This window comes from Micromonospora noduli (assembly GCF_003264475.1).
Lineage (GTDB): Bacteria > Actinomycetota > Actinomycetes > Mycobacteriales > Micromonosporaceae > Micromonospora > Micromonospora noduli.
In genome coordinates this window covers 22,619-43,810 of record NZ_PYAC01000018.1, presented here as the reverse complement: position 1 = coordinate 43,810, position 21,192 = coordinate 22,619, and the positions used below count along the sequence as shown (strand labels likewise).

At 72.3% G+C, this 21,192-nt stretch carries 19 protein-coding genes; 9 read left to right on the top strand and 10 right to left on the bottom strand.

The features are described from left to right. Positions 1 to 56: 56 nt before the first annotated feature. Positions 57 to 680, bottom strand: a complete 624-nt coding sequence (locus tag MED15_RS19915) for a phosphatase PAP2 family protein (protein WP_112736607.1) — start codon at positions 678 to 680, stop codon at positions 57 to 59. A gap of 21 nt (positions 681 to 701) precedes the next feature. Then, positions 702 to 1,655: a hypothetical protein gene (locus tag MED15_RS33575; protein ID WP_167457692.1), complete on the bottom strand. Its 954-nt coding sequence runs from the start codon at positions 1,653 to 1,655 to the stop codon at positions 702 to 704. Between the two features lie 523 nt (positions 1,656 to 2,178). On the opposite strand from MED15_RS33575, the gene pdhA reads away from it, so the two are divergent. The 6 genes from pdhA (at position 2,179) to MED15_RS19880 (ending at position 11,200) form a co-directional block, all read left to right on the top strand. Then, a complete protein-coding gene (pdhA, locus tag MED15_RS19900; RefSeq protein WP_091396226.1) occupies positions 2,179 to 3,354 on the top strand; it encodes a pyruvate dehydrogenase (acetyl-transferring) E1 component subunit alpha in 1,176 nt (391 codons plus the stop codon). Beyond that, positions 3,354 to 4,343 carry an alpha-ketoacid dehydrogenase subunit beta gene (locus MED15_RS19895; RefSeq protein ID WP_091396229.1) on the top strand — a complete coding sequence of 330 codons (990 nt, stop codon included), beginning with the start codon at positions 3,354 to 3,356 and terminating at the stop codon, positions 4,341 to 4,343. The genes pdhA and MED15_RS19895 overlap by 1 nt, the downstream gene beginning before the upstream one ends. 5 nt (positions 4,344 to 4,348) lie before the next feature. Beyond that, the gene (locus tag MED15_RS19890; RefSeq protein WP_112586427.1) at positions 4,349 to 5,806 is read left to right on the top strand and encodes a dihydrolipoamide acetyltransferase family protein; all 1,458 of its coding nucleotides are present in this window, start codon (positions 4,349 to 4,351) and stop codon (positions 5,804 to 5,806) included. 218 nt (positions 5,807 to 6,024) lie between these two features. Further along, positions 6,025 to 6,162: a hypothetical protein gene (locus tag MED15_RS33570; protein ID WP_165435866.1), complete on the top strand. Its 138-nt coding sequence runs from the start codon at positions 6,025 to 6,027 to the stop codon at positions 6,160 to 6,162. Positions 6,163 to 6,505: 343 nt separating this feature from the next. Further along, positions 6,506 to 9,250 carry an LppU/SCO3897 family protein gene (locus tag MED15_RS19885; RefSeq protein WP_112736601.1) on the top strand — a complete coding sequence of 915 codons (2,745 nt, stop codon included), beginning with the start codon at positions 6,506 to 6,508 and terminating at the stop codon, positions 9,248 to 9,250. Between the two features lie 117 nt (positions 9,251 to 9,367). Next, entirely contained in the window at positions 9,368 to 11,200 is a 1,833-nt protein-coding gene (locus tag MED15_RS19880; protein ID WP_112601192.1) for an NHL domain-containing thioredoxin family protein, read from the top strand. Between the two features lie 60 nt (positions 11,201 to 11,260). On the opposite strand, the gene MED15_RS19875 is transcribed toward MED15_RS19880, so the two are convergent. From MED15_RS19875 to MED15_RS19865, 3 genes are read right to left on the bottom strand one after another with little or no spacing between them, the layout of a single operon-like run. Next, the gene (locus tag MED15_RS19875) at positions 11,261 to 12,010 is read right to left on the bottom strand and encodes a LamB/YcsF family protein (protein WP_091396260.1); all 750 of its coding nucleotides are present in this window, start codon (positions 12,008 to 12,010) and stop codon (positions 11,261 to 11,263) included. After that, a complete protein-coding gene (locus tag MED15_RS19870; protein ID WP_112586080.1) occupies positions 11,994 to 12,857 on the bottom strand; it encodes a 5-oxoprolinase subunit C family protein in 864 nt (287 codons plus the stop codon). The genes MED15_RS19875 and MED15_RS19870 overlap by 17 nt, the downstream gene beginning before the upstream one ends. Continuing rightward, complete coding sequence (locus tag MED15_RS19865; RefSeq protein ID WP_112736599.1) at positions 12,854 to 13,705, bottom strand: 5-oxoprolinase subunit B family protein; 852 nt, start codon at positions 13,703 to 13,705, stop codon at positions 12,854 to 12,856. The genes MED15_RS19870 and MED15_RS19865 overlap by 4 nt, the downstream gene beginning before the upstream one ends. 107 nt (positions 13,706 to 13,812) lie before the next feature. Here MED15_RS19865 and trhA point away from each other — a divergent pair, with 107 nt between their 5' ends. Further along, positions 13,813 to 14,490 (top strand): PAQR family membrane homeostasis protein TrhA, encoded by a 678-nt coding sequence (trhA, locus tag MED15_RS19860; protein ID WP_112601190.1) that lies wholly within the window; start codon positions 13,813 to 13,815, stop codon positions 14,488 to 14,490. Between the two features lie 633 nt (positions 14,491 to 15,123). Here the strand turns inward: trhA and MED15_RS19855 are convergent. Next, positions 15,124 to 15,411 carry a DUF6458 family protein gene (locus MED15_RS19855; protein ID WP_112736597.1) on the bottom strand — a complete coding sequence of 96 codons (288 nt, stop codon included), beginning with the start codon at positions 15,409 to 15,411 and terminating at the stop codon, positions 15,124 to 15,126. Between the two features lie 112 nt (positions 15,412 to 15,523). Between MED15_RS19855 and MED15_RS19850 the strand changes: the two genes are divergently transcribed. Then, positions 15,524 to 16,063, top strand: a complete 540-nt coding sequence (locus MED15_RS19850) for a SixA phosphatase family protein (protein ID WP_112601101.1) — start codon at positions 15,524 to 15,526, stop codon at positions 16,061 to 16,063. Between the two features lie 49 nt (positions 16,064 to 16,112). On the opposite strand, the gene MED15_RS19845 is transcribed toward MED15_RS19850, so the two are convergent. From MED15_RS19845 to MED15_RS19830, 4 genes are all read right to left on the bottom strand, one after another. Continuing rightward, positions 16,113 to 16,382, bottom strand: a complete 270-nt coding sequence (locus tag MED15_RS19845; RefSeq protein WP_030487564.1) for a DUF6458 family protein — start codon at positions 16,380 to 16,382, stop codon at positions 16,113 to 16,115. 192 nt (positions 16,383 to 16,574) lie between these two features. Then, on the bottom strand, positions 16,575 to 18,431 hold the full coding sequence (locus MED15_RS19840) for an acyl-CoA dehydrogenase (protein WP_112601100.1): 1,857 nt from the start codon (positions 18,429 to 18,431) through the stop codon (positions 16,575 to 16,577). 129 nt (positions 18,432 to 18,560) lie between these two features. Continuing rightward, positions 18,561 to 19,685, bottom strand: coding sequence for a PP2C family protein-serine/threonine phosphatase (locus MED15_RS19835; RefSeq protein ID WP_112586070.1), 1,125 nt, complete (start codon positions 19,683 to 19,685; stop codon positions 18,561 to 18,563). Positions 19,686 to 19,789: 104 nt separating this feature from the next. Continuing rightward, positions 19,790 to 20,428 (bottom strand): septal ring lytic transglycosylase RlpA family protein, encoded by a 639-nt coding sequence (locus MED15_RS19830; RefSeq protein WP_208646699.1) that lies wholly within the window; start codon positions 20,426 to 20,428, stop codon positions 19,790 to 19,792. 187 nt (positions 20,429 to 20,615) lie between these two features. On the opposite strand from MED15_RS19830, the gene MED15_RS19825 reads away from it, so the two are divergent. Then, positions 20,616 to 21,167: a phosphoribosyltransferase family protein gene (locus MED15_RS19825; protein ID WP_112700120.1), complete on the top strand. Its 552-nt coding sequence runs from the start codon at positions 20,616 to 20,618 to the stop codon at positions 21,165 to 21,167. The last annotated feature ends 25 nt before the right edge of the window (positions 21,168 to 21,192 follow it).

The window sequence follows — 21,192 nt, the reverse complement described above, 5'->3', positions numbered from 1 at the left end:
GGGCGGCTACGCGCCGCCCGCCCGGGGCGGGTCAGCACGGCGGACCCTGGATCGGGCTAGCGCAGCAGGCCGAAGATCACCGCGGCGACCAGGGCGCCGAGCGCACCTCCGGTCAGCACCTGCGCCACCGTGTGGTCCCGCAGCCGTACCCGGGACCAGCCGACCACCGCCAGCAGCGGTACGGCGACGACCAGCCGCGTCCCGAAGGTCAGCATCAGGATGACCAGCGTGCCGGCGGCCACCGCCGAGTGGATCGACATCTTCCACCAGTGGCTGACCGACACGGCGACGACGAGGCCGACGAGGCCGGACACCGCCAGTGCCAGCACCGGGCGGGGCGCGCCGAGCACGGCGAGCAGGGCGAGCCCCGCCGCGACCGAACCGAGGCCGACCAGCAGCGGCGCCCGGCGCTGCTCCCGGCGGCCGACGTGGTGGTCGGTGAGCCGGCCACGGCGTACCCCGCCGACGATGTAGGCGAACGGAATGCCGGTGACGAAGAGAGTGGCGAGCAGACCCCAGACGAGGCCCTGACCGGGGCGGCTGGCGCTGTGCCAGCTCACCGTGATGATCAGCAGCGACACGAGCACCGCCGGGGCGGTCACCTCGGTGACCAGCCGGGCGATCCGCAACCCCGGGCCGGGCCTGGTGGTGACCGGGCGGGGTTCCGCACCGCCGCCCACGCCACCCCCTCCGGTACACGCCTACCGCCGGACGCCGCCGTCGCCGGGCGGGCCGCGCCTGATCGTCACCGTACCGTCGGCGACACCGCCGGGTACGTCGGTCCGGCCAGTGGCACCGGGCTGACGCGGGGCCTTCGAGGCGACGGCCGACGGCGACGGGATCGCCGGGCTGGGTCGGCGGGTCGGTATCGCGGGCGGCGTGGGTGTGGGGGCCGGGACGGACCGGGTGCTGGTCGGCACGGCGGTCGCGGTCGCGTCGTCGGTCGGCGTGGGTGTCGGCCCCAGCGTCGGGTCCAGTGTGGGCGTCGGGTCCACCGTCAGGGTCGGGGTCGGATCGGGATCGGCCGGATCGGTCGGGTCCGGGTCGGTGGGGTCCGGGCCCGGCGAGTAGGTCGGGTCGGGGTCGGTCGGGTCCGGGTCCGGCGGATCGGTCGGGTCCGGGTCGGTCGGGTCCGGGCCCGGCGGATCGGTCGGGTCGGGGTCGACCGGCGGTGGCGGAGCGACGGGCGGGGGTACCGGCGGCGCGGTGCTCCGTGTCGGTCCAGGTGCCACCGGCGGGGCGGTCGTCCACCGGACGGGCCCGGGATCGGCGGCGGCGGGCCCTTCCCGTGGACGCGACGGAGCGGCCGGCAGCCAGCCGCTGGTCGGGCCGACGCTGGGTGTGCCGAGCGGGGGAAGCGGTGGTTGGCTGGTCACCGGCATTGGGATCACCACCGGCCCGACGGACGGGGTGGGCATGAACGGGGTGCTGCTGTCCGGTAGGGCGGTGCTGCCCGGGGTGGCCGAGCCCGCGCTGATCGCGGCGAGGATGGGCATCGACGCCGTGCCGGCCAGCAGCGCGACAGTGAGCAGGTAACCGCGGGAGGGGCCACCGGCGCCGGCGGCCCGGTGGACACCGACCATCCGGCGATAGCCGCCAGCCGACCGGTGCCGACCAAGCGCTGGTGTGCCGGGACCGTCACCTGGCTCGTACACCGCACACTCCTAGTCGTCGGCCGTCGGAGGACATGAATGGACGCCGCCGGGGCAAAAACCCGACAAATAACCCGATAGGCGCGATCCTGCGGGAATCAGCCTCGCGCAGTCACAGTGGGTCAGCAAACCTCCACCGCGTGTCGACACGCGGTGCTGCCCGAACGGTGACGAATCGTGCCGCAACGCATGGGAAACGCGGGCCGGCATGATGGCGACAAACGGCGTCAAAGCATGGGCGGTCGGATTGCGGAGGCAGGCGTACTGTGGGCGCGCTCACCTGCTCTGCGAATATGGAGCACGACGGCAACGCAGCCGTGACCTCCGCGCACCCTCGCGGCAGGCGCGGTTGAGCGCCGGCGCTCCCGATCCGGGTTCGGCCAGAACCCGGATCACGCCGTGCGGCAACCCCCACCGGGGCTAGGCGCGGCCGCCAGGAACCGGTCCGGCAGCAGCCGGGCAGGCGCACGAGTTGCGCGGCCGGGTGACCCCCCGGTGCCGACGCAGACACGACAGGGAGAGACCGATGGCAAAGGGCGACCCCGGGGGCACCACCCGCAGCAGGCGGGCTGCATCCCGCTCCAGGAAGGGCGCGGCCGGCGACCCCGCGCTGGTGCAGCTACTCACCCCCGAAGGCGAGCGGATCGACAGCGCCACCGGGCCGGACGGCACCGAGTACCGCGTCGACTTCACCGACGAGGAATACCGCGGTCTCTACCGCGACCTGGTGCTGGTCCGGAAGCTGGACGCCGAGGCGACCGCTCTCCAGCGTCAGGGCGAGCTGGGCCTCTGGGCCAGCCTGCTGGGCCAGGAGGCCGCCCAGGTCGGCTCCGGGCGGGCGCTGCGTACCCAGGACATGGCCTTCCCGACCTACCGTGAGCACGGCGTCCTCTACTGCCGGGGCATCGACCCGATCATGCCGCTCGGCCTGTTCCGCGGCGTCGACCAGGGCGGCTGGGACCCGAACGAGTTCAAGTTCAACATGTACACCATCGTCATCGGCGCGCAGACCCTGCACGCGACCGGCTACGCGATGGGAATCACCATCGACGGCAAGACCGGCACCGACGACGGCGAGGCGGCGATCGCCTACTTCGGCGACGGCGCCACCAGCCAGGGCGACGTGAACGAGGCGTTCGTCTGGGCCAGCGTGTTCAACGCGCCGCTGGTCTTCTTCTGCCAGAACAACCAGTACGCGATCTCCGAGCCGCTGGAGCGCCAGACCCGTGTCCCGCTCTACCAGCGGGCCGCCGGCTTCGGCTTCCCCGGCGTACGGGTGGACGGCAACGACGTGCTCGCCACGTACGCGGTCACCCGCACCGCGCTGGACAACGCCCGCCTCGGGCAGGGCCCGAGCCTGATCGAGGCGTACACCTACCGGATGGGCGCGCACACCACCTCCGACGACCCGACCCGCTACCGCATCGCCAGCGAGGTCGAGGCGTGGCAGGCCAAGGACCCGATCGCCCGGGTCAAGGCATTCCTGGAGAAGCAGCAGATCGCCGACGCGGACTTCTTCGCCGAGGTCGACGAGCAGGCCCGCCGCGAGTCGGTGCACCTGCGCGAGCGGGTGCTCGAGATGCCGAACCCGGAGCCGGTGACGATGTTCGACCACGTCTACCCCAACGGGTCACCGCTGCTCGACGAGCAGCGCGCGAAGTTCAGCCGCTACATGGAGTCGTTCGAGGGGAGCGCCCACTGATGGCCACGGAGACGCTCACCATCGGCAAGGCCCTCAACACCGGTCTGCGCCGCGCCCTGGAGAACGACCCCAAGGTCGTCATCATGGGCGAGGACGTCGGCAAGCTCGGCGGCGTCTTCCGGATCACCGACGGTCTCCAGAAGGACTTCGGCGACCAACGGGTGATCGACACGCCGTTGGCCGAGTCCGGCATCATCGGCACCGCGGTCGGCCTGGCCATCCGCGGCTACCGGCCGGTCTGCGAGATCCAGTTCGACGGCTTCGTCTACCCCGCGTACGACCAGATCGTGTCGCAGGTGGCGAAGATGCACTACCGCTCGGGCGGCAGGCTCAGCATCCCCATGGTGATCCGGATCCCGTTCGGCGGCGGCATCGGCGCGGTCGAGCACCACTCCGAGTCGCCGGAGGCGTACTTCGCGCACACGGCCGGCCTGAAGGTGGTGACCTGCTCCAACCCGCAGGACGCGTACGTGATGATCCAGCAGGCCATCGCCTCGGACGACCCGATCGTCTTCCTGGAGCCCAAGCGGCGCTACTGGGAAAAGGGCCAGGTCGACCTGGACGCACCGCTGTCCGACGCGTACCCCCTGCACTCGGCCCGGGTCGTGCGGCCCGGCACCGACGTCACCGTGCTGGCCTACGGCCCGATGGTGCGGACCTGTCTGGATGCGGCGACCGCCGCCGCCGAGGACGGCCGGGAGCTGGAGGTCATCGACCTGCGCTCGCTCTCGCCGCTGGACCTGACCGCGGCGTACGAGTCGGTGAAGCGCACCGGCCGTGTGGTCGTGGTGCACGAGGCGCCGTCCAACATCGGCCTCGGCGCCGAGTTGGCCGCCCGGATCACCGAGGAGTGCTTCTACTCCCTGGAGTCGCCCGTGCTGCGGGTGACCGGCTTCGACACCCCCTACCCGGCCGCCCGGGTGGAGGAGGAGTACCTGCCCGACCTCGACCGGGTGCTCGACGCTGTCGACCGCACCTTCGGCTGGTGAGCGACATGTCCCGGATCAAGACGTTCAACCTGCCCGACCTGGGCGAGGGGCTGACCGAGGGCGAGATCCTGGCCTGGCTGGTCAAGGTCGGCGACACCATCGAGCTGAACCAGCCGATCGTCGAGGTGGAGACGGCGAAGGCGGCAGTGGAGATCCCGGCGAAGTGGGCCGGGCAGGTGCAGGCGATCCACCACCCGGAGGGCACCACGGTCGAGGTCGGTACGCCGATCATCGCGATCGACACCGACCCGGGTGCCGGGCCGCTGGAGGCGCCGTCGACCACGGCCACGCCCAGCGGTGACCTGCCCACCCCGTCGGCGGCCTCGCTGGCGGCGGTGGAGGTGGCACCGGCCGAGGGCATGATCGAGCCCGGCCTGATCGGCGGTGCGGCCCCTGGCGGGCGGACGGCGGTGCTGGTCGGCTACGGCCCACGGACGACAGCCGCGAAGCGCCGCCCCCGCAAGGGCGCGGTCCCGGCACAGGCCGTGGCGGCTCCCGCACCGACCGCGCCGACTCCACCACCGGTGGTCACGCCGGTGGCGGCGCCGGCTCAGAACGGGCGGGCCGCGACGGCCACTGGCGGCGTGCTGGCCAAGCCGCCGGTGCGCAAGCTCGCCAAGGATCTCGGGGTCGACCTTGGCACGTTGACCGGGTCCGGGCCGCTTGGCTCGATCACCCGGGAGGACGTGCAGCAGGCGGCGAGCGGTGCGAGCGTGGTGGTTGCCGAGCCGATCGCGGCGACGACCGCGCCCAGCTTCGGCGCGGACCGGGAGCAGCGCATCCCGGTCAAGGGCGTCCGCAAGCTGACCGCCGAGAACATGTCCCGCTCGGCGTTCACCGCCCCGCACGTGACGGAGTTCCTGACCGTCGACGTGACCCGGGCGATGAAGGCCCTGGACCGGCTGCGCGGCCGACGGGAGTGGCGCGACGTACGGGTCTCGCCGCTGCTGCTGGTGGCGAAGGCGGTGCTGCTGGCGGTACAACGGCACCCGATGGTCAACTCGACCTGGGCGGGCGACGAGATCGTGGTCAAGGAGTACGTCAACCTCGGCATCGCGGCGGCCACCGAGCGCGGTCTGATCGTGCCCAACGTCAAGGACGCCGGCCGACTCTCGCTGCGGGAGTTGGCGGACGCGCTGACCGACCTGGTGCAGACGGCGAAGTCCGGCCGCACCTCGCCGGCGGCCATGTCCGGCGGCACCCTGACCATCACCAACGTCGGCGTGTTCGGGGTGGACACCGGCACACCGATCCTGCCGCCGGGTGAGTCCGCGATCCTGGCCTTCGGCGCGGTGCGGGAGATGCCCTGGGTGCACAAGGGCAAGGTCAAGGTTCGCCAGGTCACCACGCTGGGCCTGAGCTTCGACCACCGGATCATCGACGGTGAGCTGGGCTCGAAGTTCCTGCGGGACGTCGGCGACTTCCTCACGGATCCGGAGGCGGCGCTGCTCGCCTGGACCTGATCGTTTCGGAGGCCAGCCACGGCCGGTGTGCCACGGGTTAACGCCCGGCACACCGGCCGTGTCCGTTGGGCGACGAAACCATCGGCCAGATGGCCTGTTGACCTTTGATTGTTAGGCAGGTGTCTCAGCTCACCTAATAATCGATGGAGATTCGGCGGCTTCTGCTGTTGAATAGAGGCATCAGGGGCTGACAACCGAATAGCTAGGGGGACCCACCAATGAGCATGATCGAGCGAATCCGCAACCACCGCGACGCGACCCGCCGCGCCCGTGCCATCGAGCACGCGCTGCGCTCGGCGAACTCGCCGGCGGTTCGCGAGGAGATCCTCGTCATCGCCCAGCGTCACATGAGCTGACGCTCCACGACATTCCTCACCTCCTCCAGATCGATGGCCCACCCGGCCCACCGGGTGGGCCATCGGCGTTTCCCAACCACCACCACCGGGATTCCGCCCTGCCGCAGCGCCCGGTACGGTGGGCTTCGGTCGCCGCCCGCCGACCCGGCAGAGGCCGAGCCGACAAAAACTGCTCGACATCAACCGGCCACGGTGAGTGACGACCAGTGCTCCTTGGACGTGTCGTGCCACCACCCGATACCGTGCGGGGAGCCGGCACAGCGGTACGCCGGTGACGCCGGCAGCCACGCCGAGGAGACCGATCGGCACCGGCGAGCCGACATGTGATGGAGGAGGCGCACCCATGACGTCCGAGGGCCCGCACCGACCCGGCCAAGAGCCGGACGAGGTGTCACCGGGCGCCGGCGGACCGGCGCCGTACGGCGACCGCCCGGCGCAGCCGGACAACGGCCAGAACGCCGCCGGCCCCGACCTGGGCTGGGCACCCCCGCCCCCGACACGGCCCAGCCCGTCGGCGCCGGCATGGGCGACCCAGTCCGAGCAGCCGCCGGCCCCCGCCTGGGGTGCCGCCGCCGCTGGGCAGCCCAACGACCCGGCGCAGCCCGCCTGGGCCGCCGGCGGTGGCGCGAGCGAGCCGCCGCAGCAGCAGCCCGGCACGTGGCCCGGCAATGATGGCGCGCCAGCTCCGGCGCAGCCCGACCCCTGGGCCGCGCAGCAGCAGGGCTGGACGCCCGCCGAGCAGGGCACACCCGCACCGACCTGGACCCCGAACGCCCCCGCTGAGCAGCCGGACTGGGTTCAGGCCCAGCCAGCCGCACGGGGTGCCGCGCAGGTTCCCCCGGCCACCGCCGCCTGGCCCGCCCAGGAGGACCCGGCCAGCGGCTGGGGCGGCGCGGCGCAGGCCAGCCCGCCCGCCGCCGACTGGCGGGCGACCGAATCTCCGCAATCCGATGCACCGCAGGCCGCCGGCTGGTCCGGCAGCGCTCAGCAGGACCAGGCCGCTGGCAACGGCGGCTGGCCCGCCGCCGGCGCCTCCCGCGACGACCAGCCGGTGTGGACGCCAGCGGAGCAGTCGCCACCGACCTGGGGCCAGCCCGCCGAGGCGACCGAGCAGCCCGCCCCCGGCTGGGGTCAGGCCGCCCAGCCGAGCCCGGCCCGTGGCGCCGCCCAGGTCCCGGCCCCGACGACGAACTGGCCCGCGCAGGACGATCCGGCCAACTCTGGCGGGTGGGCCGCGCAGCAGCAGCAGGCGCAGCCCGCAGTGTGGAACGACGGCAGCGACGCGCGGCAGGACCAGCCCGCGCAGCCGGCCGCCTGGGGTGAGGCCGAGGGCCGTCCGCAGCAGCCCGACTGGGTGCTCTCCCAACCCGAGCAGCCGACCGAGCGGCCGGAGCAGGCAGGGTGGACCCCGGCAGAGCCGAGCAACCTCCCCGCCCGCGCCAGCGCCAGCGCCAGCGCCAGCGTGCCGACCAGCGGCGGCGCGCCCAACTGGGCCGCCGGCCCGGACAACGCCGCCCAGGGCAACTCCGGCGGCGTGCCGGAGGTCGAGCCGTGGGCCCCCGGTGAGGTGTGGGGTCGCGCGGAGGCCGAGGCTTCCGCCCAGTCCCGCGGCGGTTGGGAGGCGGACCGAGGCGACGAGGCACCGGCCTACCAGCCTGGGCCCGCACCGGGCATCTCGCCGGCGAACGCGGTGCCGCTGCCCCCGCAGGAGCAGCGCGTCCCGGGTGCCAGCCTGGCTGCCGCCCCGCCGGCCGACTATGCGCCCCAGGCCCAGTTCGCTCCGATCCCCGAGCAGCCCGCCTACGCCGAGCGGGAGACCCCGGACGCCGCCGCGCAGTACGGTGGCCGCTCCGAGGACGTCTCCACGAGCGGCGCTGTGGTGCCCGCCCCGCGTACCTCTCCGGAGTCCGGAGCGGGCCGCGCGGTCGTACCGGTGTCGGACGCCGAGTCGGCGGCTGGCGCAGCGGCCCGGGCCACAGCGAGCGCTTCGGTGCCGCTGGCCAGCCGGGTGATGCCCCCGACCGACCAGGCCATCCGACCGACCGGCACGGCCACCCCGCAACCCCGGGTGTACGGCCGTCCGGCACGATCGGAGCCGGAGGCCGAGCCGGAGCCGGAGGCGTTCCAGGGCGACTCGGGCGCCGACCGCCAGGGTGCTCCGGATTGGCAGAACGACGCGCCACGGCAGGCTGGGCCCGACTGGCAGCACGAGGGGCAGCGGCAGATCGCTCCCGACTGGCAGAACGACGCGCAGCGGCAGCAGTCCGCACCCGACTGGCAGAACGACGCGCAGCGGCAGGCTGGGCCCGGCTGGGGCGGCGAGTCCCCGGCCGATCCGCGCTTCGACGACCGGCAGCCGGCACCGAACGCGTTCAACGAGGCCCCGTCGGCGCCGCCGGCGTTCCCGCCCGGTGTGCCGTCCTTCGTCGACGCCCCGGGCAACAACAGGCCGGTGAACGGCACCCGCCCGCACTCCGGTGCCGAACCGCCGGCGGACCAGTTCGGCGGCCCCGGGTCGCCCGCCGCCGGCGCCGCCAACGGAACGGCGACCTTCGGTGCGCCGAACTTCGGTGGCCCGGGCTCCGGCGCGCCAGGCTTCGGCGGGCCGGCGACCGAACCGGTGCCGGGCGGCGGCTTCCCGCCGTCGTTCCCGCCACCGCCGCAGCCCGCGTCGTCCTGGGGCCAGGAGACCGGCCAGGCGGACCAGGGCCGGTTCGACGCGTTCAAGCCGGACGCCGCCGACGAGCCGAAGGTGGAGCCACCGACGCCGAAGGTACGCAACGGCAGGGTGCTGGCCGCGGTGCTGATCGCCGCGATGCTCATCCTGGCGGTGCCGCTCGGCCTGCTGCTGCTGCTCGGCAAGGTCGGCGGGAACGACACGCCGGCCTTCGACCCGGCGGTCGGCACCTGCGTGAAGCAGTCCGGGCAGGGCGGCGCCTCGGCGGCGGACTGCGGCGAGGCGGGCGCGTTCACGATCGTCTCGAAGGTGGACGCCAAGGAGAAGTGCACCGACACGACGCAGCCCCACGTGGTGCTGCCGGGTGAGGGCACCAACCGGGTGCTCTGCCTGAAGCCGGCCACGAAGTAGCTGCATCGACGGCGGGGTCACGGGCAACCGTGACCCCGCCGTCGTCGTACCCGCAGGTGGTACCGAATCTCGCCCCCTCCGGCCGGACGCGGGCCGGTGGTCAGGCACGATGGGTGCATGAGCGCACGAGTACGGGCTCCCGAACTGCGCGGTCGGGGCTGGCTGAACACCGGTGGACGCGACCTCAAGCTCGCCGACCTTCGCGGCAAGATCGTCATTGCGGATTTCTGGACGTTCTGCTGTATCAACTGCCTGCACGTGCTCGATGAGCTGCGCCCGCTGGAGGAGAAGTACGGCGACGTGCTCGTCGTGATCGGCGTGCACTCGCCGAAGTTCGAGCACGAGAAGGACGCCGACGCGCTCGCCGCCGCGGTGGAGCGGTACGGGGTGCACCACCCCGTACTCGACGATCCTGAGCTGGACATGTGGCAGCAGTACGCGGCCCGGGCCTGGCCGACCCTGTCGGTGATCGACCCCGAGGGTTACGTGGTGGCCACCATGGCCGGCGAGGGGCACGCCGAGGGGCTGGCCCGACTGATCGACGAGTTGGTCGCCACCCACGAGGCCAAGGGCACTCTGCACCGTGGAAACGGCCCGTACGTCCCGCCGCCAGCACCGGAGACCGCGCTGCGCTTCCCGGGCAAGGCGGTGCTGCTGCCCAACGGCAACCTGCTGGTCTCGGACTCGGCCCGGCACTCCCTGGTCGAGATCGACCCGGACGGCGAGACGCCGGTGCGTCGGATCGGCTCGGGTGAGCGCGGCCGGGCGGACGGGCCGGCCGCCGCGGCGACGTTCTCCGAGCCGCAGGGGGTGTGTCTGCTGCCCACGCACGTCGCCGAGGTGGCCGGCTACGACCTGGTGGTGGCCGACACGGTCAACCACCTGCTGCGCGGCGTACGGCTGGAGTCCGGCGAGGTGGTCACCGTGGCCGGCAGTGGGCGGCAGTGGCGCGCCGAGGTCGACGACCACGCCCACGACGCGTTCGCCGTCGACCTCTCCTCCCCGTGGGACCTGGCCTGGTACGACGACAAGCTGATCATCGCGATGGCCGGTATCCACCAGCTCTGGTGGTTCGACCCGATCAAGCGGACCGCCGGCATGTACGCCGGCACCACGGTGGAGGCGTTGCGCGACGGCCCGCTGGCCGAGGCGTGGATGGCCCAGCCGTCGGGGCTCTCCGTCTCCGCCGACGGCACCCGGCTCTGGGTGGCCGACAGCGAGTCCAGTTCGATCCGGTACGTCGAGAACGGTGTGCTGGGCACCGCCGTCGGGCAGGGCCTGTTCGACTTCGGTCACGTGGACGGTCCGGCGGAGTCGGCGCTGCTCCAGCATCCGCTGGGCGTGTGCGCGCTGCCGGACGGCTCGGTGCTGATCGCGGACACGTACAACGGCGCGGTGCGCCGCTTCGACCCGGCCAGCAACCAGGTCTCCACCGTCGCCGACGGGTTGGCGGAGCCGAGCGACCTGGTGCTCACCCCGTCGGGTGAGGTGCTGGTGGTGGAGTCCGCCGCGCACCGGTTGACCCGGCTCGCCCCCGGTGCCCTGTCGGCTGCGGGTGCCAGCACTGTGGACGGGCCTCGGCACCGCACCGAGCGCAAGCCGACCGACGTCGCGGCCGGCGAGGTCACCCTGGACATCGTCTTCACCCCGGCGCCGGGGCAGAAGCTGGACGAGACGTACGGGCCGTCGACCCGGCTGGTGGTCTCCGCTTCCCCACCGGAGCTGCTGGTGGACGGTGCCGGCACGGGCACCGAGCTGTCCCGCCGGCTGGTGCTCAACGGCGAGGTCACCGCGGGGGTGCTTCAGGTGACCGCGCAGGCGGCGACCTGTGACGCGGACGTCGAGCACGCGGCGTGCCACCTGACCCGGCAGGACTGGGGCGTACCGGTCCGGGTGGTCGACGGCGCCGTGACCCGGCTGCCGCTGGTGCTCCGCGGCCTGGACGCCTGACGCGTGCTCCGCGGCCTGGACGCCTGACGCGGTCGGAGGGGCCCAACCGGGCCCCTCCGATCAGGCGAACGGGGCCAGTGTGATGTCGGCGTCGATCAGGGTGGCGCGGACGAGTTCGGCTGCGGAGACCGCGCCTGGGGTGTCGCCGTGCACGCAGATCGAGTCGACCGAGCACGGGATGACGGTGCCGTCGACCGCCACCACGCTGCGTTCGGTGGCCATCCGCGCCGCCCGTTCGGCGACCTGCTCGGGGTCGGTGATCACCGCTCCGGGGGTGCCGCGCGGCACCAGCGCCCCGTTGGGCAGGTAGGCGCGGTCGGCGAACGCCTCGGCAACCACCGGCAGGCCCGCGCCCACGGCGAGTTGGGCGAGCGTCGAGCCGGGAAGGCAGAGTACGGGCAGCTCGGGGTCGTAACCGCTGACGGCGGCGACCACCGCCGCCGCCTGGGACTCGTCGGTGCTGGCCGCGTGGTAGAGCGCGCCGTGCGGCTTGAGGTAGCGGACCCGGGTGCGGAACAGCCGGCAGAACGCGTCCAACGCCCCCAACTGGTAGGTCACCTCGTCACGTAGCTCCGCGAAGTCGTACGCGATGTGCCGCCGGCCGAAACCGGCCAGGTCCCGGTAGCCGACCTGCGCACCCACCGCGACCCCGCGCCGCGCAGCGCCCTCGCAGACCCGCCGCATGGTGGACGGGTCACCGCCGTGGAAGCCGCAGGCGACGTTGGCGGAGGTGACGAGGCTCAGCAGCGCCTCGTCGTCACCGAGTCGCCAGATGCCGAATCCCTCGCCCAGGTCAGCGTTGAGGTCCATGGAATCTGACGGTAGTACCTGGCCGGGCCTGCGCGAGCGGGGTCACGTCGGTGACCACCCCGATGACGGGGTATCCACCGGTGGTCGGATGGTCCGCGAGGAAGATCAGGGGTTGTCCGTCCGCCGGCACCTGCACCGCGCCGAGCACGATTCCCTCGCTGGGGAGTTCGCCGGCCACCGCGCGGGGCAGCGCCGCGCCGGCGAGCCGCGCGCCGACCCGGTTGCTCACCGGGCTGATGGTGTACGCGCTGCCGAAGAGCCGGTCGAACGCGGTCGGCGTGAACCAGTCCTCCCGAGGACCGGGGCCCAGCGTCAGGTGCAGCTCCTCAGGCGGCGTGGGGCACACGGTCAGGTCCACCGGTGCGGGGGTGCCGACCGGATCACCGAGCGGCAGCAGGTCACCGTCCCGCAGCCGGGGCGGGCCGAGCCCGGAGAGGGTGTCGGTGGCTCGGCTACCGAGCACCGGTGACACGTCGATGCCGCCCGCCACCGCCAGCCAACTCCGTACGCCCCGCCGGGCGGGACCGATCCGCAGCACCGTTCCGGCCGGCACCGTGAGCGGGCGTCCGGTGTCACCGGGCCGGACACCCGCCTGGACGGGGACCTCGGCGCCGGTGACCGCCACCGTGGCCGCCCGGGTCAACCGCACTGTGCAACCGGTCAGGGTGATCTCCAGGCCAGCCGCGTGCTCCGGGTTGCCGACCAGTCGGTTGGCCAACCGCAGGGCACCCGGGTCGAGGGCGCCGGACCGGGGTACCCCCAGGTGCGCCCAGCCGGGCCGGCCCAGGTCCTGCACCGTGGTGAGCGCACCGGCGCGGAGCACCTCGATGGTGGCCGGGTGGGTCACGCCGCCACCATCCGCACAGTGGTGCCCGGACCAAGTCGGGCCGGCGGGTCGGCGGCCACGTCGAACAGCACCAGGTCGGTCCGACCGACCAGCAACCAGCCGCCCGGGGAAGCGCCCGGGTAGATGCCGGCGTACGGGCCGGCCAACGCGACCGAGCCGGCCGGCACCCGGGGACGGGGCGTGGCCAGCCGGGGCAGTGCCAACTCGGCGGGCAGCCCGGTCAGGTAGGGGAATCCGGGGGCGAAGCCGCAGAAGGCGACCCGGAACCGGGTGCTGGTCAACCGATGCCGCACTGCCGGCACGTCCACGCCCCAGTGCTCCGCCACCGCCGGCAGGTCCGGCCCGTCGAAGGTGACCGGTACGACAACGTCCGCCGCGTCGTCGGCCCCGTCTTCGGCCCCGTCTTCGGCTGTGGCGTTGCGGTCTTGGGCTTGGGCTTGGGCTTGGGCTTGGGCGTCGGCGTCGGCTCCGGCCTGGGCTTCGGCCTTGGAGTGGGCGTGGTCTTTGGCGTGGGCGTGGTCTTTGGCGTGGGATTTGGCTCCGGCCTCGGCGTGGGCTTCGGCGTGGGCCTGGTCGGGGCGGGTGATCGCGGCGGTGACGGCAGACGTCCATCGGGTCAACTGCTCGGCCGTGGTGGTCGGGTCGGGCAGGCCGTCGAGCAGCACGGTCCGGGCCGCCGGCACGATCTCCACGGCGATCAGGTCGCCCCGCTCCCGACGCCGCCACAGCTCGGCCCGCCACGCTTCGACAAATGCGGCCTCCGGGATGTCGGCCACGGCTTCGGGGGTGTCGGCCGGGGTGGTGCAGTCGAGTAGCAGGGCGTGCGCCCCGACGGGTCGGATCCGCATCCGCTCATCCTCGCCGATGTCGCGCCGATCCGGTGTTCACGTTGACGGTGCCGGGTGTCACCAACGCCACTACTTACAAGTAACCTACGGTGCCGTAACCTGATTGGGTGACCACCTCCGCCCCGCTTCGCCTGAAGCCGGTCGACATCGGTAAGCCCCGGATGCGCGGCTGGCTGCACACGTACGCCTTCTTCGTCGCCGTGGTCTGCGGCATCGTGCTCTGCTCGATCGCTGCCACTCGGCCGGGGTGGGCACCCCTGGTGAGCTGCCTCATCTACAGCCTGACGGTCTGCGGGCTCTTCGGCACGAGCGCGCTGTACCACCGTCGTGTGTGGTCAGAGCGCGGCTACCAGGTGATGCGCCGGATGGACCACTCGATGATCTTCGTGTTCATCGCCGGCACGTACACACCGCTCTGCGCGATGCTGCTCGCGCCCCGGCCGGCCACCGTGATGCTGGCCCTGGTCTGGGGCGGCGCGCTGGCCGGCGTGGCGGTCAAGGTGATCTGGCCGCACGCGCCGCGCTGGGTGTCCGCGCCGCTCTACCTGGCGCTGGGCTGGGTGGCGGTGGCCATGCTGCCGGAGATCCTGCACGGGGGCGGCGTCGCGGCACTGGTGCTGCTGATCGTCGGTGGTGCGATCTACAGCGTCGGCGCGGTCTTCTATGCGTTGCGCCGACCCAATCCGTGGCCGACCGTCTTCGGCCACCACGAGTTTTTCCACGCCTGCACGCTGCTGGCGGCTCTCTGTCACCACATCGCGATCTACTTCGCGCTGTTCGCCTGACCAAACGGCCAGGACGCAGGACACGGCCCGAAACGACCACGACGCAGGCCCGGCCCCAAACTGCCGGGGCGCAGGCGGCCCAGCGAACGCAGCCCGGCGCGCGAACCCACCCCGGCGCGAACGCAACCGGCCCAGCGAACGCAGCCCGGCGCGCGAACCCACCCCGGCGCGAGCGCAGCCGGCGTCGTGGTCCCGGCAACGCCGCTCGCCGGGAACGCCGCTCGCCGGGAACGACACGGCGGCAGCCGCCATGATCGTGCTCGATCATGGATGTAGTGGCCTCGCTCGCACCCGAAAGCCCTACTTCCTGGATCGAGCACGATCTTCGGCCGATCACCGCTCCCGGGATCGGGCCCGCCCTCAAGATCCGCACAACTTCGGGGAAACTGCTGCCTCGACACGCCCTCAAGCAGCAGTTTCCCCGAAAGTGTGCGGATCTTGGCAGGGGTAGCGGGGCGGCGGCGGTCCCGTCGCACACGCAAAAGCCGGGCGCACACGTGAGCCAGGCCCCACACGCGCGGGCGCACACACCAACCAGGGCGCACACAGCAACCGGGCGCACACACCAGCCGGGGCGCAGACGTGAGCCGGGGCCCCGCGACGCTGCGGGACCCCGGAGTGTGTGGGCGAGGATCAGACGGGTCGGCCCGGCCGACGAACCTCGCGGTACTCCTGCACGACCTGGTTGTCCTGGACCGGCACGACCCGGTCGGCCACCACGCGCTCCTCGCGTACCGGCGCGGCCACCGCCGGGCGGCGGCGGCTGTTCCAGAAGTAGAGGGTGGTGAGCAGGCCGGCGACGCCGGTGAGCATCAGCACCCAGCCGACCACGGCCAGGTCCAGCCAGCCCAGGTCGGCTTCCACTGCGAACGCGAAGATCGCGCCTAATGCGATCAAGAAGATGCTGCCACCAATGCCCATGTCTCGCTCCTCGGCTCTAACCTGGCGTACGTCGCGCCGCGGCCGTCGGTAGGGGTGCGGCATCCATCGACTTACCCAGGCACGGAGATCGCCAATCGGGCAAGCTGGGGGCATGACGGACGCCGACCCCGACACACTGACACTGGTGTTGCTGCGGCACGCGAAGGCCGAGCAGGGCAGCGACGCGGCGGACGACGCGGAGCGGCCGCTGAGCGCACGCGGGAACGCCGACGCGGCTGCGGCTGGGGCCTGGTTGGCGCACCATGGGCTGCTGCCCGACGTGGTGATCTGCTCGACGGCCCGACGCACCCGGCAGACCTGGCACGGGGTGGCGATGGGGATGACCGGTTCGCCGCCGGAGGGTGGCCCGACTGGTCCTCGCCCGACCGTCCGCTATGAGCCGGGTGCGTACGACGCGCACCCCGAGGAGTTGTTGTCGCTGGTCCGCACGGTGGACCCGGAGGCCCGCACGGCATTGCTCATTGCCCACAATCCGGGCATCTCGCTGCTCTCCGCGCTCCTCGATCCCGAGGGAGTGGACGACGAGGGTTTGCGCACCGCCGAGCTGGCGGTGCACCGCTGCCCGCCCAGCTGGATGGAGTTGAGCAGGTCGGGAGCGCCACTCACGGCTCGGCACACCGCACGCGGCTGAGCCACCCGCCGATCCGGCGGGTGGCTCAGGGGTACGCGTTGTGCGGGGATCAGGACGGCGGCGCGGTTGGTGGCGGCGGGTCCGGCGGTGGCGGCATCATCGCCGTCGGATGAGACAGCCGGTTCTCCTCCACGATGAGGGTTCGAGCCCGCTTGCGCCGGTCCTGCCAGAACCAGACCGTGGTCAGCAGTACGGCCAGCCCGGCCAGGATGAACACCCAGCCGACCGCCCGTACGTCGATCCACCAGACGTTGGCTCTCAGCGCGAAGGTCAGGATCGCGCCGATCGCGATGAGAAAAATGCCGCTTCCTACACCCATGTGCGCTGCACTCCCCCGTGCGGTGGCTCTGGGCGTTCCCTTTCGAGGTCACGCGACGGTTACCCGCCACGCCAGCGGCATACCCGACCGGGCTCGGCCAATACGTGCCGTGGCCAGGGTGAGACGGCGGCGGCCGGCGGGGCAGAAGCCCCACCGGCCGCCGGTGCCGGGTGGTGCGACCCAGCACAGAACCTAGAAGGCCTCCTCCGGGAGGTCCATGATGTCGAGGTCGGCACCCTCGATGATCCGCCGGTCGGCACCGATGCGGGGCAGCACCTCACGGGCGAAGAAGCGGGCGGCGGCCACCTTGCCGGTGTAGAACGCCTTGTCGCTGGCGGAAACCTCGCCGGCCAGGGCCTTCAGCGCCACTTCGGCCTGCCGCTGCAGCAGCCAGCCGACCACCAGGTCGCCGATGGCCAGCAGGAAGCGCCGGCTGCTCAGCCCGACCTTGTAGAGGGCGCGGGTGTCGCCGCTCTGCGCCTCGCCCAGCCAGCCCGTCATCACACCGAGGATGTTCTGCACCTCGCCGAGCGCCTTGCCGAGCGCCTGCCGCTCCTCCTTGAGCTGGCCGTTGCCCGCCTCGGAGGAGATGAACTCCTGGATCTCGCCGGCGACCGCCATGAGGGCCTTGCCGTTGTCCCGAACGATCTTGCGGAAGATCAGGTCCAGGCTCTGGATGGCGGTGGTGCCCTCGTACAGGGTGTCGATCTTGGCATCCCGGACGTACTGCTCCAGCGGGTAGTCCTGGAGGAAGCCGGAGCCGCCGAAGGTCTGCAGGGCCTCGTGCCCGAGCATCTCGTACGCCCGCTCCGAACCGACGCCCTTGACCAGCGGCAGCAGCAGGTCGTTGACCCGCTTGGCCAGCTTGGTGGCCTTCTCGTCGCCGGCCGCCTCGGCGATGGCGACCTTGTCCTGCCAGGTGGCGGTGTAGAGGACCAGAGCGCGAAGGCCCTCGGCGTACGACTTCTGCAGCAGCAGCGAGCGGCGCACGTCCGGGTGGTGGGTGATGGTGACCCGCGGCGCGGTCTTGTCCGCCTGCTGGATCAGGTCGGCGCCCTGCACCCGGCTCTTCGCGTACTCAAGGGCGTTGAGGTAGCCGGTGGAGAGGGTGGCGATCGCCTTGGTGCCAACCAGCATCCGGGCGTACTCGATGATCATGAACATCTGCCGGATGCCGTCGTGCTTGTCGCCCAGCAGCCAGCCCTTGGCCGGTACGCCGTGCTCGCCGAAGGTCAGCTCGCAGGTGTTGGAGACCTTCAGGCCCATCTTGTGCTCGACGTTGGTGGTGTAGACGCCATTGCGCTCGCCCAGCTCGCCGGTGGTCTCGTCGAAGTGGAACTTCGGCACCACGAAGAGCGACAGGCCCTTGGTGCCGGGACCGCCGACGCCCTCCACGCCGACCGGACGGGCCAGCACGTAGTGCACGATGTTGTCGCTCAGGTCGTGCTCACCCGAGGTGATGAAGCGCTTCACACCCTCGATGTGCCAGGTGCCGTCGGGCTGCTGGATCGCCCGGGTGCGCCCCGCGCCAACGTCCGAGCCAGCATCCGGCTCGGTGAGCACCATCGTGGAGCCCCACTGCTTGTCGATGAAGAGCTTGGCCCACCGCTTCTGCTGCTCGGTGCCCTCGACGTGCAGGACGTGCGCGAAGGAGGGGCCGGACGCGTACATCCAGATGGGGGCGTTCGAGCCGAGCACCAGTTCGGCGAGGGCCCACCAGAGGGCGCGCGGCGCGTTGGTGCCGCCCAGGTGCGGCGGCAGGTCCAGGCGCCAGAACTCGGAGTCCATGAATGCCTGGTAGGACTTCTTGAACGACTCCGGGAGCGGCGCGGTGTGCGTGGCCGGGTCGAACACCGGCGGGTTGCGGTCGCTGTCCGTGTAGCTGGCGGCCAGGTCCTCGCGAGCGAGGCGATCAAGCTCGGAGAGGAAAGTGCGGGCGGTATCGGCGTCGAGTTCGGAGTACGGTTCCTGGCCGAACGCCTGGTCCGCCCCGAAGACCTCGAACAGGTTGAACTCGAGATCCCGGAGGTTGCTCTTGTAGTGGGTCATGCTCGCTGGCCCCGCTTCCGGACAGGTGTTACCGATCAGTAACCCCGACTGTATTACTCGCGGGTAGGCAGCGACAAGCGGATCACCCAAGTGACGGCGATTACACACCTGCGGGCGCGGTCGGTCGGCTCAGCTCTCGGCGGCGCCGACCTCCCAGCTCGGGACGGCGACGGCCGCGCCGGTACGGGCACCCACGTACTCCATCAGGACCAGGGCGATGTCGTCGTCGAGCCGACCGTGCACCCACTCGACCAGGGCGGTCTCCAGCGATGCCAGCCCGTCGGCGACAGTGCCGTGGCCGAGCAGTCGCCAGGCCCGGTCGGCGGTCGGGAAGAACTCGCCGTCCCTTCGCGCCTCGCCGAGACCGTCGGTGAACAGCAGCAGCCGGTCCCCGGGCTCCAGGCGTTCGACCCGGGGGCGGACCACCGGCATGAACCCGAGCGGAGGCGCCGGGGCCGGCGGTTCCAGTGGGATCACCGCACCCCGGCGTAGCAGCAGCGGTGGCGGATGCCCGCAGTTGACGATCGTGAGGGTGCCGCCACGCTCCTCGACCAGTGCCGCCGTGACGAAGTCCTCGTCGCCGACGTTGCGGGCCACCGCGCGGTCCAGGTCTGCGACGACGGCCCGCAGGTCGGCCCGCTCGTAGGCCACATGCCGGTAGGAACCGAGGACGATGCTGGCCAGCCGGACCGCGTCCAGGCCCTTGCCCCGCACGTCACCGATGATCATGCGGACGCCGTAGGGCGTGTCGATCGCCTCGTACAGGTCGCCGCCGATCTCGGCCGTCGCTGTGGAGGAGATGTAGCGTCCCGCGACCGAGAGCGTGCCGACCTGCGGCCCGAGCGGGCGCAACACCGCCTGCTGGGCCACTGCGGCGAGCTTGGTCAGCTCGACGATCCGCTCGGCCTGCCGCTGGCGAACCCAGGCCACCGCCACGGCCATCCCGGTGACGAGCGCGACCGCGACAACGCTGACCGAGGTGGCCAACGAGACCTTCGGCGCGACCAGCGCGAAGCCGGCGCCGATCACTGTCGCCGCGACGCCCACCCCCAGGACCACCAGCCAGGACGCCAGGGCGGCGGCGAGAACCGGTGCGGCCGCCAGGAGCGCGACGTAGTGCACCTTGCGGCCGTCCGCCGCCTCCACCGCCGAGACGATCGCGAGCAGAACGAGGGCCGCGCCGAGGCCGGCGCGGGATCCGGGGCTCAGCGGGCGACGGCCCGACTGGAGGAGTCGCGTGGGTACGAGGGACAGTTTGCCTGATCCACGTGAACCGGTGAATGAACCTGACCCGTCGTCCGAGGAGGTTCTGTCCGGCCGGCCCAGTCGGCCGGCCGAATCGGCGTCGCCGGTCCCGCTCAGCCGAGGACCTCGTAGCGGACGGTGAGCGCGCCCACGTCGACCGAGGCGATGCTGGCGAAGGCGGCCCGGGAGAGGTCCAGGCAGCGGCCGTCGATGAACGGGCCGCGGTCGTTGATCCGCACCGTCACCGACTTGCCGTTCGCCGGGTTGGTCACCCGGACCTTGGTGTTGAACGGCAGTGTCTTGTGCGCGGCGGTCAGCGCGTTGGGGTTGAACGACTCGCCGTTGGCGGTGAGCTGCCCGTCGGAGTAGAACGAGGCACCGCAGGAACCGCTCTCCAGCACCTTCGCCGCTGCCGTGGTCTTCTTGACGGTCGGCTTCGGCTTCGGCTTCGGCGACGAGGTGCGCTCCTTGCCCCGGGAGGCGGCCTGCTGCGACCGGGTCGCCGACGGGCTGGCGGTCACGCTGGGCGAGGCGCTGACGCTCGGGGTGACGGCCGGGGAGCTGGGGGCGAGGCTGCTCGCGGCGGTGGTCGGGGTGAGGTCGAGAGCCACCTGCCCCGACTGGTCGGGGCCGGAGACCAGTTGCACGGCGCCCACAGTGCCTCCGACGGCGAGGGCGACCCCGACCGCCGCGGTGGCCACGATGCCCGCCGGGGAGGAGAAGATGCGGGTACGGGAGTGCTTGCCTGCCACCGGCCCGGTCCTTTCGTCGTCTGAACAAACCGGGTCGGACCGTAACGAGAGAAGCACTTCCGAAGTCAACGTGATCATGGTGGTATGCCCGTATTTACCCAGATACGTGTAGCCGATCATCCGACCCGGGGTGGGCCGGGTGGCCCGGGTGCCGCCACGCCCGCCGCCCGTGCCGCAGGATGAGCGGATGCCCGCCGATCTGACCGAACGCCTGGCCGCCCTGTTCCAGTGGATCGACCCCGGCCCGGACACCAGTCACCTGGTCAGCGACATCTCCGGTTGGTGGCGGGACCCGGCGGTGCTGGCCGAGCTGGGGCCGGCCCTGGTGGCACCGTACCGAGCCGCCCGGCCCACTGTGGTGCTCGCGCCGGCCGTCACCGGGCTGCTCCTCGGGCCGTTGGCCGCCACCGCCCTCGGGGTCGGCTTCGTGGCCGCCCACAAGCCCGCTGACGGGCGACTGCCGGCCGGGCCACTCACCTGGGCGCAGAGCCCACCGGACTACCGGGGCCGACGGATTGACCTCGCCGTACGGGACCGACACCTCGGCCCCGACGACCGGGTGCTGGTGGTGGACGACTGGGTACGTACCGGCGCGCAGCTACACGCCCTCTACGACATCTGCGCCGCGCGGGGCGCCGAGGTGCTGGGCACCGCCGTGGTGGCCGTGGACTGCCCGCCCGAGGTCGTGGCCGACCTACGGATCACCGGCCTGATCGACGCCGCGGATCTGCCCTCTTGACCTGAAGCGAGGTTCAACACCGACG